Source organism: Cerasicoccus sp. TK19100 (assembly GCF_027257155.1).
GTDB classification, from domain to species: domain Bacteria; phylum Verrucomicrobiota; class Verrucomicrobiia; order Opitutales; family Cerasicoccaceae; genus Cerasicoccus; species Cerasicoccus fimbriatus.
Genome location: NZ_JAPWDU010000001.1, coordinates 503074 through 516927, shown reverse-complemented (window position 1 = coordinate 516927; position 13854 = coordinate 503074). Strand labels below are relative to the sequence as shown.

General features: G+C 57.5%; 14 protein-coding genes. 8 read left to right on the top strand and 6 right to left on the bottom strand.

Annotated features, from left to right (window positions below):
- The first annotated feature begins 47 nt into the window (after positions 1–47).
- Genes leuS through O3S85_RS02120 form a run of 3 tightly spaced genes read left to right on the top strand, consistent with a single transcriptional unit; the run spans position 48 to position 4258 of the window.
- Entirely contained in the window at positions 48–2672 is a 2625-nt protein-coding gene (leuS, locus tag O3S85_RS02130) for a leucine--tRNA ligase (RefSeq protein ID WP_269537480.1), read from the top strand.
- 3 nt (positions 2673–2675) lie between these two features.
- On the top strand, positions 2676–3416 hold the full coding sequence (locus tag O3S85_RS02125; protein WP_269537479.1) for a FecR family protein: 741 nt from the start codon (positions 2676–2678) through the stop codon (positions 3414–3416).
- On the top strand, positions 3416–4258 hold the full coding sequence (locus O3S85_RS02120) for an LpxI family protein (RefSeq protein ID WP_269537478.1): 843 nt from the start codon (positions 3416–3418) through the stop codon (positions 4256–4258). Before O3S85_RS02125 ends, O3S85_RS02120 begins: the two co-directional genes overlap by 1 nt.
- A gap of 86 nt (positions 4259–4344) precedes the next feature.
- Here the strand turns inward: O3S85_RS02120 and msrB are convergent, their stop codons facing one another.
- Positions 4345–4935: a peptide-methionine (R)-S-oxide reductase MsrB gene (gene msrB, locus O3S85_RS02115; RefSeq protein WP_269537477.1), complete on the bottom strand. Its 591-nt coding sequence runs from the start codon at positions 4933–4935 to the stop codon at positions 4345–4347.
- A gap of 531 nt (positions 4936–5466) precedes the next feature.
- Entirely contained in the window at positions 5467–7221 is a 1755-nt protein-coding gene (locus O3S85_RS02110) for a glutamine--tRNA ligase/YqeY domain fusion protein (RefSeq protein WP_269537476.1), read from the bottom strand.
- A gap of 29 nt (positions 7222–7250) precedes the next feature.
- Here O3S85_RS02110 and O3S85_RS02105 point away from each other — a divergent pair, with 29 nt between their 5' ends.
- Positions 7251–7409 (top strand): hypothetical protein, encoded by a 159-nt coding sequence (locus tag O3S85_RS02105; protein WP_269537475.1) that lies wholly within the window; start codon positions 7251–7253, stop codon positions 7407–7409.
- Positions 7410–7411: 2 nt separating this feature from the next.
- On the opposite strand, the gene O3S85_RS02100 is transcribed toward O3S85_RS02105, so the two are convergent.
- The 3 genes from O3S85_RS02100 to O3S85_RS02090 all read right to left on the bottom strand — a co-directional run bounded on the left by O3S85_RS02100 (position 7412) and on the right by O3S85_RS02090 (position 9781).
- A complete protein-coding gene (locus tag O3S85_RS02100) occupies positions 7412–7852 on the bottom strand; it encodes a hypothetical protein (protein ID WP_269537474.1) in 441 nt (146 codons plus the stop codon).
- 91 nt (positions 7853–7943) lie between these two features.
- The gene (locus O3S85_RS02095; RefSeq protein ID WP_269537473.1) at positions 7944–8834 is read right to left on the bottom strand and encodes an ABC transporter ATP-binding protein; all 891 of its coding nucleotides are present in this window, start codon (positions 8832–8834) and stop codon (positions 7944–7946) included.
- A gap of 113 nt (positions 8835–8947) precedes the next feature.
- Entirely contained in the window at positions 8948–9781 is an 834-nt protein-coding gene (locus tag O3S85_RS02090; RefSeq protein WP_269537471.1) for an ABC transporter ATP-binding protein, read from the bottom strand.
- A gap of 112 nt (positions 9782–9893) precedes the next feature.
- Between O3S85_RS02090 and O3S85_RS02085 the strand changes: the two genes are divergently transcribed.
- The 3 genes from O3S85_RS02085 to O3S85_RS02075 all read left to right on the top strand — a co-directional run bounded on the left by O3S85_RS02085 (position 9894) and on the right by O3S85_RS02075 (position 12452).
- Positions 9894–10562, top strand: coding sequence for an Mpv17/PMP22 family protein (locus tag O3S85_RS02085; RefSeq protein ID WP_269537470.1), 669 nt, complete (start codon positions 9894–9896; stop codon positions 10560–10562).
- A 193-nt stretch (positions 10563–10755) separates the two neighbouring features.
- On the top strand, positions 10756–11748 hold the full coding sequence (locus O3S85_RS02080) for a bile acid:sodium symporter (protein WP_269537468.1): 993 nt from the start codon (positions 10756–10758) through the stop codon (positions 11746–11748).
- Positions 11749–11822: 74 nt separating this feature from the next.
- Positions 11823–12452 (top strand): superoxide dismutase, encoded by a 630-nt coding sequence (locus O3S85_RS02075; RefSeq protein WP_269537466.1) that lies wholly within the window; start codon positions 11823–11825, stop codon positions 12450–12452.
- Between the two features lie 312 nt (positions 12453–12764).
- Here O3S85_RS02075 and O3S85_RS02070 read toward each other — a convergent pair whose 3' ends face one another.
- Positions 12765–13034 carry a hypothetical protein gene (locus tag O3S85_RS02070; RefSeq protein ID WP_269537465.1) on the bottom strand — a complete coding sequence of 90 codons (270 nt, stop codon included), beginning with the start codon at positions 13032–13034 and terminating at the stop codon, positions 12765–12767.
- A gap of 97 nt (positions 13035–13131) precedes the next feature.
- Here O3S85_RS02070 and O3S85_RS02065 point away from each other — a divergent pair, with 97 nt between their 5' ends.
- The gene (locus O3S85_RS02065) at positions 13132–13800 is read left to right on the top strand and encodes a hypothetical protein (RefSeq protein ID WP_269537464.1); all 669 of its coding nucleotides are present in this window, start codon (positions 13132–13134) and stop codon (positions 13798–13800) included.
- The last annotated feature ends 54 nt before the right edge of the window (positions 13801–13854 follow it).

The following is a 13854-nucleotide window of genomic DNA, read 5'->3' as shown; positions in this document are numbered from 1 at the left end:
ACGCCGTCGCCGGAAGGGGCAAACTCGGTCGGTTTCCCATCAACTCGATGAAAACCGCCGATTACCAACCAGCAGAAATCGAACCCAAGTGGCAAAACTACTGGGCCGACAACAAGACCTTCGCCGCGCCGACTCCGGCCGCTGGCGACCAAGCCGCGCCCAAGTATTACCTACTGGACATGTTTCCCTACCCGTCCGGCGCGGGCCTGCATATCGGCCACCCCGAGGGTTACACCGCCACCGACGCGCTCAAGCGGCTGAAAAAGTCGCAGGGCTTCAACGTCCTGCACCCGATGGGCTGGGACGCCTTTGGCCTACCCACTGAGCAGTTTGCGATCAAGACCGGCCGCCCCCCCGCCGAGGTCACTGCGGAGAACATTGAGAACTTTAAGCGTCAGCTGAAGCAGATCGGCCTGACCTACGATTGGGACCGCGAAGTAAACACCACCGACCCGACTTACTTCAAATGGACGCAGTGGATCTTCGCCCAGCTGTTTAAGCATGGCCTGGCCTACGTCGACGAAAAGCCCGTGTGGTATTGCCCGGAGCTGGGCACCGTGCTGGCCAACGAAGAAGTCCTCAACACACCCGAAGGTCCGCGCTCCGAGCGTGGCAGCTTCCCCGTGGAGCGCCGTCCGCTGCGCCAATGGGTCCTGCGCATCACCAAGTATGCGGACAAGCTGCTCGCCGGCTTGAAGGACGTTGACTGGCCCGACTCAACCAAGCGCCTGCAGACCAACTGGATTGGCCGCAGCACCGGCGCTGAGGTCGACTTTGCTCTGGACGGCGTCGACGCGAAGCTGCGCGTTTTCACCACCCGCCCGGACACCCTATTCGGCGCGACCTACATGGTCGTTGCGCCCGAGCACCCGCTGCTGGCGAAAATCACCACCGACGCACAGCGCGACGCCGTCGAAGCCTACGTCGAAAAGGCCAAGAGCAAGAGCGACCTGGAGCGCGCCGAGCTGTCCAAGGAGAAGACCGGCGTCTTTACGGGCGGCTTTGCGATCAACCCAGTGAACGGCAACAAAATCCCCGTGTGGGTAGCCGACTACGTGCTGATCACCTACGGCACGGGCGCAATCATGGCCGTCCCCGCGCACGACGAGCGCGACTTCGAATTTGCGAAGGAGTTCGGACTGGAGATCGTGCAGGTCATCGAAAATAAGGATGGCGATGGTTCCTTGACCGAGGCCTATACCGGCGACGGCAAGCTCATTAATTCCGAGATCCTGAACGGCCTCAACGTGGCCGACGCCAAAGCCAAGATCATTGGCGAGCTGGAAGCCAAACAAGCCGGCAAGGAAGCCGTTAACTACAAGCTGCGCGACTGGTTGTTCTCACGTCAGCGTTATTGGGGTGAGCCCTTCCCGATCCTGTGGCTCACTGAGCAGGACTACGCCAAGCTGAAGTCCGTCGAAAAGAGCGAACTGACGACGGACTTGCCTCTCGACCCCGTGACCTGCGTCATCGAAGGCGAGACGCTTTACGCCGTAGCCGTGCCCACGCATTACCTGCCGTTGACGCTGCCCGAGGTGGAGTCTTACCAGCCCACTGGCACCGGCGAGAGCCCGCTGGCCAAGTCCAGTGAGTGGGTCAACGTGTGGCTGAATTTGAAGACTGGCGCAACCGAACCACACGTAAAGATCGTCGACGGCATCGAGCAGTTGACCGAGTGCCCCGGTGAGGATTGGGTAGCCGCTCAGCGCGAGACCAACACCATGCCGCAATGGGCCGGCTCGTGCTGGTATTACCTGCGCTACATGGACCCGCAGAACCCGGACTTCATCATCGACCCGCAAGTCGAGGAATACTGGCAAACGCCCGACCTCTACGTGGGCGGCGCCGAACACGCCGTGCTGCACCTGCTTTACGCACGCTTCTGGCACCTGTTCCTGCACGACATCGGCGTGCTCAAGACGAAGGAGCCGTTCAAGAAGCTGTTCCACCAAGGGATTATCCTGGGCGAAGACGGCGAAAAAATGTCCAAGAGCCGCGGTAACGTGGTCAACCCGGACGTCGTCATTGCCGACCACGGTGCCGACGCGATGCGCCTGTATTTGATGTTCCTCGGGCCGCTGGAAGCCATGAAGCCTTGGAACACCGACGGCATCATGGGCATCGACCGTTTCTTGAAAAAGGTCTGGCGCACGTTCATCGGCGACGACGGCGAACCCGCGCCCAAGCTGGGCAACGACGAGGACGACGCCGATACCGCGCGCGCGCTCCATGCCACGATTAAAAAGGTCACCAGTGACTACGAGAGTCTTGGCTTCAACACCGCGATCTCGCAGATGATGACCTGCATCAACCAGTTTGCCAAAGCCGAGAAGCTCAACATTACCTCGGCCAAGACCTTCCTGCAACTGCTGGCACCGCTGGCACCGCACATCGCGGAAGAGCTCTGGGAACGCCTCGGCGAGCAGCCCGCGATCGCCAACGCGCCCTGGCCCAAGCACGACGAATCCAAGCTGGTCTCGGACACGATGAAGCTGATGGTCCAAGTCAACGGCAAGCTGCGCGGCAACCTGGAAGTAGCCAAGGACATTGCCAAGGATGACGCCATTGCTGCCGCCAAAGCGCTGGACTCCGTCAAGTCGCACACCGACGGCAAAAACATCGTGAAGGAAATTTACGTGCCGGGCCGCATCGTCAACCTGGTCGTTAAATAAGCCATGCGCCTATTCCAAGCCATTCTCGCCACCCTGCTCTTCGCGGCGTCCCTGCACGCGGCGGACGGGGTGGCTGTGCTCGACAGCCTGGCCAACGCCCAAGCGACGAAAGGCGGCGAATCACTCGCCATGGGGCAGGCTTTCGAGCCGACGGGCTTGGAGATAAACACCGAGGCCAACGGCTTTGCGGCAATTGTTTTTTCCAACGGCGTGAGCCTTTACCTTTCGCCAAGAACGCGCCTGGTTGTCGACGAATTCCAGCAAACGCCGTTCGACTCACGACCGGACGACTTCGACTTCGAGCCGAGCCGCTCGGTGCTGAAAATCTCCCTGCTTGAAGGGCTAATCGCCGTCAGCCAGCGTGATCCGAACCCGATCTCTGAGCTGACGATTAAGCTCAAGGACGGCATCAGCACCTCGATCAACGCCCGCGCAGCCGTCGTCATTTCGCAATCGGTGGAGCAGGAAGTTGCCATCCTCGACGGACGAGGCAGCGTATCGATTCACGGCGAGAATCAGTTGCTCAACCAAAGCTACCGCCTGCAAGCGCACGTGCTGGAGCCCGGCAACCGCATTCGCCCAATCACCGACGCGCTGATCCAGGAATGGCAGCCGCTGAGCGACCACGCCATCACCGCGCGCCGCCGCTGGTATTTCCAGACGAAAGACGGCGCGATCCTGCCCGTCCGCCTGCTGCCGACCTCGGTTCAAAGCAGCAAACCGTTTAACTCGACGAAGCTCTAGTGTCGCTCTCCCGTTTCCTGCCCGCCGATTTTGACCCTGCCCAACCGGTGGCGGTCATCGCTGGCCAGCGCCTTTACCCGGTGCTCACGGTCGAGCGGCTTCGCCAAGCCGGCGTACCCGTGCGGCTCATTGCCTTCGAGGGTGAGACGCGGCTGGACCTCTTCGAAAGCTTTGCCGAGAGCGAGCGCGCGATGATCAAAGTCGGCCAAGTCGGCCACATGCTCAAGGCGCTCAAGCGCTTTGGCGCACGCTCATCGATGATGGTCGGGCAGATCACGCCAAGGCGTTTATTCGATGGCCTGCACCCCGACTTAAAGGCCGTCACGTTGCTGGCAAAGCTCAAGCGGCGCAACGCCGAGACGATTTTTGGTGCGCTGGCCGAAGAGATGGCCAAAATCGGCTGCCAGCTCCTCGATGCCCGCGCCTTCCTCGACGACCAAATGGCCGATACCGGCGTCATGACCGCGGGCAAGTTTCAGCCCGACGCCGACTCACTCCAGCACGGCGTGCACATTTGCCGTGAGATGGCGCGCCTCGACGTGGGCCAGGGAGTGGTCGTCAGCCGGGGCACAGTGGTCGCCGTCGAAGCCTTCGAAGGCACTGACGACATGCTCCAGCGCGCCGGCAGTTTCGGTGCCAAGGAAACCCTGTTCATCAAGACCGTGAAGCCCAAGCAAGACTATCGTTTCGACGTCCCCGTCTTTGGCGAGAAGACGCTCGAAACCATGGCCGAACACGGCATCAAAGCCGCCGCCTTGGAGGCGAACAACGTCATCATGCTCGACAAGGCAAATGTACTCGCCAGCGCCAAACAAAAGGGCGTGACGCTGATTGGATTTTGAGCGGGCGGTTGGCTTTAGCCATTCGCATGCATGGCGCACCATGCACCCAAAGGATATATGTCGGCCACTAAAGTGACCGACTTACGTTACTCCTTCGCGGGCTTGTCCTCGAACAGTGCGAGGTATTGCCCGTAGCCTTCCTTTTCCAGGTCTTCCACCGGGATGAATTTCAGCGAGGCGGAGTTAATGCAATAACGCAGCCCGCCGGGCCCCGGGCCATCGGGAAAGACGTGGCCCAAGTGTGCGTCACCGGTTTTGGAGCGGACTTCCGTGCGCGTCATGAAGTGCGATTTGTCCACCTTTTCGACGATTTCCTCTTCGTTGATCGGCTGGGTGAAGCTGGGCCAACCCGTGCCGGAGTCAAACTTGTCCGTCGAAGAAAAGAGCGGCTTGCCGGAAATGATGTCTACATAGATGCCGGGCTTTTTGTTATTCCAATACGCGTTGCGAAAAGCGGGCTCGGTGCCTTCGTTACAGGCGACTTGAAACTGAATCGGCGTAAGGCGTTCGCGCAGCTCTTCATCGCTGGGGCGCTGGTATTCGGTGTTGGGTGTACTCATGTCAGCGGAGTCGGTCTTGGTGGTTTCGGAGGTTTTCGTGTCGGCGGTGGAAATGCTCCAGAGAAGGAGCGCGCCGCCCAGAACGATGGGCGCGAGGTAGGTTAAGTTCGGTTTCATGCTCTCTCTGTCTGTTAATTTCACAATACCTTACACACAAAAGGGGCCCGACGCAACCGCCGGACCCCTCGTTTTAATGTATGATATTCATCGCCTATTCACCGCGACTGGAGATGCGCGACGCTTGCTGATAAATGTCGACGAATCGACGGCGCACCTCGGATTTCTCTAAAGGTGCCCCAAACGTGTTGCTCACCGGCTTCTCGACCACCTCAAACGGCGCACTTGTCCCAGGGGGACGGCGACGGCGAGGATGGACTCGCGCCTGTGCGATGGCGGGCGTGAGCGAAGTGGCTTCCATTAATCTATGATATTCAATGTATTAGAACAAAGTTACCTGTAGCCCGGCACACACGGGGTGTTTACGAACTCGAAATAACCCGTAAAACATAGGTCAAATACCGAAAATCGGCAATCGCGAATACCGTCAATTAAATGTAAAACAGGGACTTCACCTGCCGGTGACTCGTGAGTAATCCGGAGATTATGACAGGGCCATGCGCCCCCACCCGCTAAGCCTATGCAGGTCAGCTATTTCTGCTTCGCCCAGGAGTCTTTCAGGGCCACCGTGCGATTGAAAACCAGCTTCTGCGCCGTGGAATCCGCATCCAGACAGAAGTAGCCGACTCGCTCAAACTGCACGCGCAAATCACTCGCGTAGTATGGGCGCATAGGGCCTTCATCCGGGCTTTGCTCATCGCGTAATGGCAACTTCGCGCCAGCCTTGATTTTCTCCAGCGTCTGGGCGGCATCAATCGCCAACTCCGGCTCCACCATGGCCTCGATGACCTGCAGGGAATCCGGGTTAAGAAACTCAAGAAAATCGCGCTCCTTGTCGGCATCGGGGCGCTCCACAGTGAACAAGCGGTCGTAGAGGCGCACCTCAGCCTTGACCGCATGTGCGGCGCTGACCCAGTGGATCACGCCCTTCACCTTGCGGCCTTCCGGGTTCGCGCCCAACGTCTTGAAATCGACCGTGCACTTAAGCTCGATCGGCGCGCCGGACTCGTCCTTGACGACCTCTTCGCACTTGATCACGTAGCTGTTGCGCAGGCGCACTTCCCCACCCGCCTTGAGGCGGAAGAATTTCTTGGGTGCCTCTTCCAGAAAGTCATCGTGGTCGATGTAAAGCGTGCGGCCAAAGGGAATCTTGCGGCTGCCGGCGGACTCGTCCTCGGGGTTGTTAATGGCCTCGACCATCTCCACCTTGCCCTCGGGATAATTGGTCAGCGTCACCTTGAGCGGGTTGAGCACGGCCATGCGGCGCGGGGTGCGGGAGTTGAGCACGTCACGCATCGTGTGCTCCAGCAGGGCGATGTCGGTGAGGCTGTTAAACTTCGTGACACCAATGATTTCGCAGAAGCGGCGGAAGGCCAACGGCGGCACACCGCGGCGACGTGCCCCGGAAATGGTCGGCATCCGCGGGTCGTCCCAACCGCTCACCTTGCCCTCCTTGACGAGTTGCAGCAGCTTGCGCTTGCTCATCACGGTGTAGGTCAGGTTAAGACGCGCGAACTCATACTGGTGCGACGGGAAAATTTCCAGCGCCTGGATAAACCACTCGTATAGCGGGCGGTGCGTCTCGAACTCCAACGTGCAAACCGAGTGGGTGACCTTTTCCAGCGAGTCGCTTTGGCCGTGGGTGTAGTCGTAGCTCGGGTAGATCGGCCACTCATCGCCGGTCCGGTGGTGGTGCGCCCGCTTGATGCGGTAGAGCACCGGGTCGCGCAGGTTGAGGTTCGGGCTGGCCATGTCGATCTTGGCGCGCAGAGTGCGGGCACCATCCTCGAACTCGCCCGCGCGCATGCGGCGGAAGAGGTCCAGGTTTTCGTCGACAGAGCGTTCACGGAACGGACTAGGCTTACCGGGCTCGGTCAGCGTACCACGGTATTCGCGGGTTTGCTCGGCATTGAGGTCGCAGACGTAGGCCTTGCCCTCCCCGATCAGCTTCTCCGCCCAGTCGTAAAGCTGTTGAAAGTAGTCTGACGCATAGCACTCACGCGCCCAATGGAAGCCGAGCCAATGAACGTCGGCCTTGATCGACTCGACGTATTCCGTCTCCTCTTTTTCCGGGTTGGTGTCGTCGAAGCGCAAGTTGCACTTACCGCCAAACTCCCGCGCCAAGCCGAAGTTCAGGCAGATGCTTTTGCTGTGGCCGATGTGCAGGTAGCCATTGGGCTCCGGCGGAAAACGCGTCTGCACACGCCCGTCATGCTTGCCCGCCTCGCGGTCGGCGATGACGATGTCTCGGATAAAATTGGATGTCTGGGATTCGTTGTCGGACATTGCGAGAATCTTCGCCCAGGGAGATTAAAGTGAGCAAATTAAAAATTAAAGATTTGCTGGACGAGCTATGTTGGCAGCTTAAGCCGGAGGGAAACCGTTCTATCGTTTCCACCCCATGCCAACAAACCGCCAAATCTGTTCGCGGTGCGCGCACAGGGATTGAGACCATCAACCAGTTCGCAATTTAGGGTCATCGAGTGTGTGACCAGAAATAGGCCTTCAATGTTGAGCGATCAAAACCGAAGTATTTCCCTTGGTCGGTGTAATGCCAACTGGAATAGAGGCCATTATCTATCACAACCCAATCTAAGCTTTCTTTCGAAGGCGAATACCTAAGCATTCGAAATCCTCTTACTTCAATTTCCCCTACGTTGGGATCCTTACTCCTTTCACGCTCAACCCACTTAATAAATTCCTCTTCCGTTGTTTTGAACTCGTATACTCGATTGGGTCCAAAAGCTCCAGGGAGATAGTACTGGATTTCTGTCGCGTTAGTGGGGAGTCCTGAAATAATAGCAGCCTCAGCTGTTTCCGCGGTTCCGATTTCAGTTTGAAACGATTTGTAGCAGCCATATGGCAATAAGATAATCACCGCTATCCAAGCGATGGTTTTTATGAGCATCTTTTTCATTTTTTTGCCAACGATCTATTCAGTTCCATTGGGTGGAAACGACGGAGCGTTTCCCTCCGGTGCAGGATGTAACGACTACGTTGGCTCTGCGCTACAAAGTAGGCACGGCGGCGAGGAGTTTCTTAGTATAGTCGTCCTGCGGGTTGTTGTAGATTTCGTCTGCACTGGCCTGCTCGACAAGTTTGCCGTGGTTCATGACGAGGACGTAGTCGCTGATGTGTTCGACGACGGCCAAGTCGTGCGCGATGAAAAGATACGTCAGGCCAAGCTCCTCCTGGAGGTCCTGTAGCAGATTTACGATTTGCGCCTGCACCGAGACATCAAGCGCGCTGACCGGTTCGTCGCACAGGATCAGCTCGGGCTCCACAGCCAGGGCGCGGGCGATGCCGATACGCTGACGCTGGCCACCGGAGAACTCGTGCGGATAGCGGCTACGGCTGTCGGCGGGCAAGTTCACTTTGTCGAGCAGGTCGATGACGCGGGCCGTTTTCTTGGCCTTGTCCCACTCGGGGAAATGGATGTCCAGCGGCTCCGCAATAATCTGCTCAATCGTCATGCGTGGGTTGAGCGAGTTAAACGGGTCCTGGAAGATCATTTGTATCTTCTTGCGAAACGGGAAAAACTGACTCCGAGTCATGCCCCCGATGTCCACCATGTTGCCCAGCGGTTGGGCGGTGGCACCGATCGCGGATTCCTGGTAAGTCGTCTTTGGTGACACGTTTGCGCCGCTGTAGAAAATCTGCCCGCCAGTGACCGGAGCAAGCTTGATGATGCTGCGGCCAATGGTCGTCTTACCGCTACCGGACTCCCCCACCAGCCCGACGGTGGTGCCTTGCTTGATCTTAAACGACACGTCGTCGACAGCCTTCACGTGGTCCACCACGCGCCGCATTAACCCGCCATGGATCGGGTAATAGACCTTGAGGTTGCGGACTTCGAGCAGTGGCGTGTCGTCGGTATTGGACTCAGTGGATTCGGACATTGCGGGAAAAAGGAATTATCAATTATCGAAGGTCAGTTTTCAATGGTCAGTTAGGCTCTACAAACGGAATCGTCATCATTGAAAATCGGTAATCGAAACATGACAATTGAGAATTATTCAACCAAGGCTGCGTGGTCAATGGTCGTCAGGCGGCGCTGCTTGGCGCCGGGACGCGGGATGCACGCAATGAGCGCCTTGGTGTAGGCGTGCTGCGGGTCGTTGAGCACCTTGTCAGTCGGGCCGTGTTCGACAACTTCGCCGCGGAACATCACCTGCACTTGGTCGGCAAATCCTTTGATGATGCCAAAGTTGTGCGTGATGAGGATGATCGACATGTTCGACTTTTCGCGCAGCTCCTTGAGCAGCTCGATGATCTGCGCCTGAATGGTCACGTCGAGCGCGGTAGTGGGCTCGTCAGCGACGAGAATCTTGGGCTCGCAGGCCAGCGCCATGGCGATCATCACGCGCTGCTGCATGCCGCCGGACATCTCGTGCGGGTAGGCCTTGTAGCGCTTCTCGGCGTCGCGAATGCCGACTTTTTTCAGCGAGTCAATGACGCGACCGGTGATGTCTTTTTCCTCCGGCACGTGGAGCTTGATCGCCTCGGCAATCTGGTAGCCGACGGTGAACACCGGATTCAGCGAAGTCGACGGCTCCTGGAAAATGTAGGCGATCTCTTTGCCGCGAATCGAACGCAAGGCGCGTTTGGGCATTTTTAATACGTCCTGGCCGCGCAGAAGAATTTCCCCGCTGATGCGGCACGTGGGCGGGTCCGGCAAAAGCCGCGTGAGTGACATAGCGGTCACGGATTTACCGCTGCCGCTTTCGCCGACGACGGCCAGCGTCTGCCCTTCTTCGAGGGAAAAGTTGATGCCCTTGACGGCTTCGGTAACACGGTCGCGGCCGTGGAAGCTGATCTTTAAATCTTTAACGTCGAGGAGCGGCATTAGGCAAAAACTGGGTTAGCGGACGTCATGTGCGAACAAGCTGGTCGAAAACGCACTATGATGCAAGCGGGATTGCGCATTGGCGAAAGTGCGTCCAGCGTGGGCGGCAAAAATGAAGACTCATCCCATCCAGGAGGGCATCCAGGCTGCCAAGGCCAACATGGTTCCGGGGGCGATTTTAATCGTCTGCGGTGTGCTGCTGGTGGTCGGCTACTATCAGGTAGATGCCGTGCGCAACGCGCTTGGCTGGGTTGGTGAGCTGCAGGCGCGGCTCGGGATGGGCTTTGCGATTCCGTCCACGGCCTTCTTCGGCGGCGTGCTGCCGCTGGTATTCCGCAAGTTATTTTTAAAGGAAGGCAGCAGCGGCCGGGATTATGTTTTCCAGATTCTCTTCTGGGGTAACATGGGTCTGCAGGTCTATCTTCTGTATAAGATGCAGGCGGCGCTCTTTGGCGTTGGCCCCACTTGGCAAAGTATCTTGCCCAAGGTTCTCGTGGATCAGTTTATTTACGTCCCGGTGTTTGCGATTCCGAGTATGGTGCTGGGCTATCTGTGGAAGTCTTGCCACTACCGGCTCGACGAAACCCGTGCCGCGCTGGCGCGACAAAATTACTGGTCGCGCAGTGTGCCACTGATGATCTCCAACTGGGGCGTCTGGATACCCGCTGCCGCGATCATCTACAGCTTTCCACTTGAGCTACAGGTGCCGCTGCAAAACCTGATCCTGACCATCTGGGTGATGCTCGTCATCCTGATCACGCGCGACAAGACGGAAGAGTAGATGTCTTTTTAAACAGGAAGATCGGGAAGAACGGGAAGCTTAGGAAACGAATTAAAAACTCTGCCTCAACGCTTCCCGTTCTTTCTTGGCCTGAGTTTATCGAAGGCCCGATCTTCCTGTTTAAAGAAACCATCCTGCTACGAGATGTATATTTTGCAAGTGACTCCGCCGCGCGGATCGTGATTCTTACGGCATGGTCCGCTTTGTCCTGTCCAATCAGTTTGTTGTCGGCGTGTTTGTCGCCGCCCTGTTGGCAGCGTTGTTTCCACAGGGCGCGGCCGAGGGCAGTTGGCTGTTCCCTCAATACTCGACCAAAATCGGCGTCTTCATTATCTTCCTCCTTCAGGGAATGATCCTGCCAACCGAAGAGCTGGGCCGCGGCCTCAAGCAATGGAAGGTCCACCTCTTCACGCAGCTCTATATTTTCGTGGTGATGCCGCTGCTCGCGTGGTTGGTCACGATGCCGCTGCAAGGCTACGTTGGGCCGGTGTTAACCTTTGGCTGGCTTTACCTGGGCATTCTCCCGTGCACCATTTCAACCTCGGTCGTTTACACCACGAAGTCCGGCGGGTCGCTAATCGTATCGCTCTTTAATACGTCGGTGGCCAACGTGATCGGCATCTTCATTGTGCCGGCATTTTTTTTGTGGTACACCGGCACTACGGAGAACGGCTCGGCCGACGTTCCGCTCGGCGAAATGCTGTTCAAGATCTTCTTGTTACTGCTTTTGCCGCTGATCCTTGGACAGGCGATCCGGCCCTTCGCCCATGCCTTCATCGACCGCTATAAGCACGTGCCGGGCAAGGTCTGTCCATTCATCATTTACGGCATTATCTACTTCTCATTCGCCAAGGCCGTGCTCAACCGATTCTGGGAAAAGCAGCCGCCGCTCGCGCTGGCAATCACGGTGCTCGGCGTCGTGCTGTTGGCCGTCGTGGGCTGGGGACTGTGCGCCCTGCTGCTCAAGGCCATGCCCTTCTCTCGCCAGGACAAGCTGGCCGCCTACTTCTGCTCGACGCAAAAAACCGTCGCTGCCGGGGTCCCCATGGCGCAAAGCCTGATGGCCTATCACGAGTGGGATACCGGCGTTGTGCTCCTGCCGCTGCTGCTTTATTGCCTGCTGCAATTTAGCGTTGGCGGCATCATTGTCGGAAAACTATCGGCAAAAAGTGAGCACTGGCGTTGACGTAGAGCACGGATGGCGTCACGTTGTAGTTCCTTTATTCACAGAAAAACCACGTAAATATAGAAAGACATAAAATGGCTTACGAACTGCCACCTCTTCCCTACGCTTACGACGCGCTCGAGCCGCATATCGACGCGCAAACGATGGAGATCCACTATTCCAAGCACCACAACGCTTACGTGTCTAAGCTGAACGCAGCCCTCGAAGGCAGTGGCTTTGACGCCCCGAAGTGCCCAGCTGAGCTCTGCATGAAGCTCTCCGAAGTGCCGGAAAACATCCGCGGTGCCGTCCGCAACAACGGTGGCGGCCACGCCAACCACTCTCTTTTCTGGACCATTCTCAGCCCCAACGGCGGTGGCGAGCCCACCGGTGCCCTTGGCGATGCGATCAAAGCTACCTTTGGCTCCTTCGATGAGTTCAAGTCCAAGTTCTCCGACGCTGCGGCAACCCGCTTCGGCTCCGGCTGGGCATGGCTCTGCGTCAAGGACGGCAAGCTCTGCGTATGCTCTACGCCCAACCAGGACAACCCGGATATGGGTGAAGCATTTGGCTGCTGCGGCGGCACTCCGATCCTCGGCCTCGACGTTTGGGAGCACGCTTACTACCTGAAGTATCAGAACAAGCGCCCGGACTACATCGACGCCTTCTGGAACGTCGTCAACTGGGACAAGGTTAGCGAATACTACGCCAAGGCAACGGCCTAAGCTGTAGCGCCAACTATACATTTTCAGCCCCGGTCAGCAATGGCCGGGGCTTTTCTGTATAAAGGTAGGGCGCAGCTTACAAGCAAGCCGCTTCTGTCAGATGGTTTCGTTGCCACTCTACAACAATGGCTTGCTTGTAAGCTGCGCCCTACCTTCAAGTGTTGAGTTTGCCCCTACCTTTCGCGACAGCCGGCTCATAGGTAAACTGACGCGAAACCTAGGGGCAAACAGACACATTACACCATACGTTTCGAGGCACGACACACTTAGGCAAACTCCATGGAGGCCAGGGGTAGCCTTTAATGGCGGCCTCTAATGCGTCCCCATCAGCCGACGAAAGCCGCGCTTGAGGCAATTCCAGCGATGGAAGTGCTCGGCCTCGTCAGGTGCCAGGCATTGCAGACCACCGTGGAAGCTTAGCTCCGCAAGTGATATCAAGAGCAGTCCTGACAGTAACTTCGTTGCAAAGCTCGTTTCCGGTATCCACCAGGGCAGCGGCGCGATAAGCCAAAGCGTCGTGGACGTGGCGATCAGGCAATATCCTGCCAATGATCGCTGCCAACTGCCTTGCCTCTCAATCATACAACCAATCTAATCACCCACAACCACCCCGTCAACGCAATCCCGGCAAAAGTCTCAAGCTTGCCAAAGTCTTTTTTTCTCCATAATTCAATCCATTATGCTTGGTTACCTCACCCGCACATTCCTCGTTTTTACACTGATCACTACCGCAATTTGCGCCGAAGCCCGCATTGGCGAAAGCCGCTCCACCATCGAGCGCCGGGTGACCGATCGCAACCAAGGCCTGGTGATCGACGACGAAGCGCTGATGCGTCATTATATCAATCAGACCAAGTTTCGCGACGCCGTCCTGACCATTGATTCACGCGGCGAGCTGGTCGTCCATGACAATTTGGACCTCTCCATCGGCATCTATTACAAGACGATCGGCGGAGAGCGCGCCTACGAGAGCAAGCTAGTTCAAAAGAACGGTAAGCCTATCGACAACCCCGATGGCTGGCTGTATTTCGTGGTTTATCACAAGGGCAAGTCCGTCCTGGAAGCCTACAAAAAGTCCGGCAACGTGACCAATGCCGAAGTCAACGGCCTGCTGGCCCGCAACCAGGGCAACTCCAGTTGGACCGCAGGCAAGCTGCCCAAGGAGAAATACCCCGATGACTACGAGCCCTTCATGCCCCACGGCTATTATCGCAACGACCTCGAAGTCCTGGCCGACTCTGCTGGTGACACCGTGACGGTTTTCCTCCTGGAAATCGACCGCCACCTCAACAAGACCAAGCAAGAGCGCGAAAACGAAAAAGCACCAGACAGCTTATCGGGCTTTTAGATTTTGCCAGAGGACAATCCTGCTCAGCGGGATTGCCCTCCGATAAATGAACTA

What these genes read in the sequence shown, in the direction of transcription:
- O3S85_RS02095 (WP_269537473.1), bottom strand. Translation starts at nt 8,834, where the DNA reads ATGTCCGAATCCACTGAGTCCAATACCGACGACACGCCACTGCTCGAA.
- leuS (WP_269537480.1), top strand. Translation starts at nt 48, where the DNA reads ATGAAAACCGCCGATTACCAACCAGCAGAAATCGAACCCAAGTGGCAA.
- O3S85_RS02085 (WP_269537470.1), top strand. Translation starts at nt 9,894, where the DNA reads ATGAAGACTCATCCCATCCAGGAGGGCATCCAGGCTGCCAAGGCCAAC.
- O3S85_RS02065 (WP_269537464.1), top strand. Translation starts at nt 13,132, where the DNA reads ATGCTTGGTTACCTCACCCGCACATTCCTCGTTTTTACACTGATCACT.
- msrB (WP_269537477.1), bottom strand. Translation starts at nt 4,935, where the DNA reads ATGAAACCGAACTTAACCTACCTCGCGCCCATCGTTCTGGGCGGCGCG.
- O3S85_RS02080 (WP_269537468.1), top strand. Translation starts at nt 10,756, where the DNA reads ATGGTCCGCTTTGTCCTGTCCAATCAGTTTGTTGTCGGCGTGTTTGTC.
- O3S85_RS02070 (WP_269537465.1), bottom strand. Translation starts at nt 13,034, where the DNA reads ATGATTGAGAGGCAAGGCAGTTGGCAGCGATCATTGGCAGGATATTGC.
- O3S85_RS02090 (WP_269537471.1), bottom strand. Translation starts at nt 9,781, where the DNA reads ATGCCGCTCCTCGACGTTAAAGATTTAAAGATCAGCTTCCACGGCCGC.
- O3S85_RS02075 (WP_269537466.1), top strand. Translation starts at nt 11,823, where the DNA reads ATGGCTTACGAACTGCCACCTCTTCCCTACGCTTACGACGCGCTCGAG.
- O3S85_RS02100 (WP_269537474.1), bottom strand. Translation starts at nt 7,852, where the DNA reads ATGAAAAAGATGCTCATAAAAACCATCGCTTGGATAGCGGTGATTATC.
- O3S85_RS02125 (WP_269537479.1), top strand. Translation starts at nt 2,676, where the DNA reads ATGCGCCTATTCCAAGCCATTCTCGCCACCCTGCTCTTCGCGGCGTCC.
- O3S85_RS02110 (WP_269537476.1), bottom strand. Translation starts at nt 7,221, where the DNA reads ATGTCCGACAACGAATCCCAGACATCCAATTTTATCCGAGACATCGTC.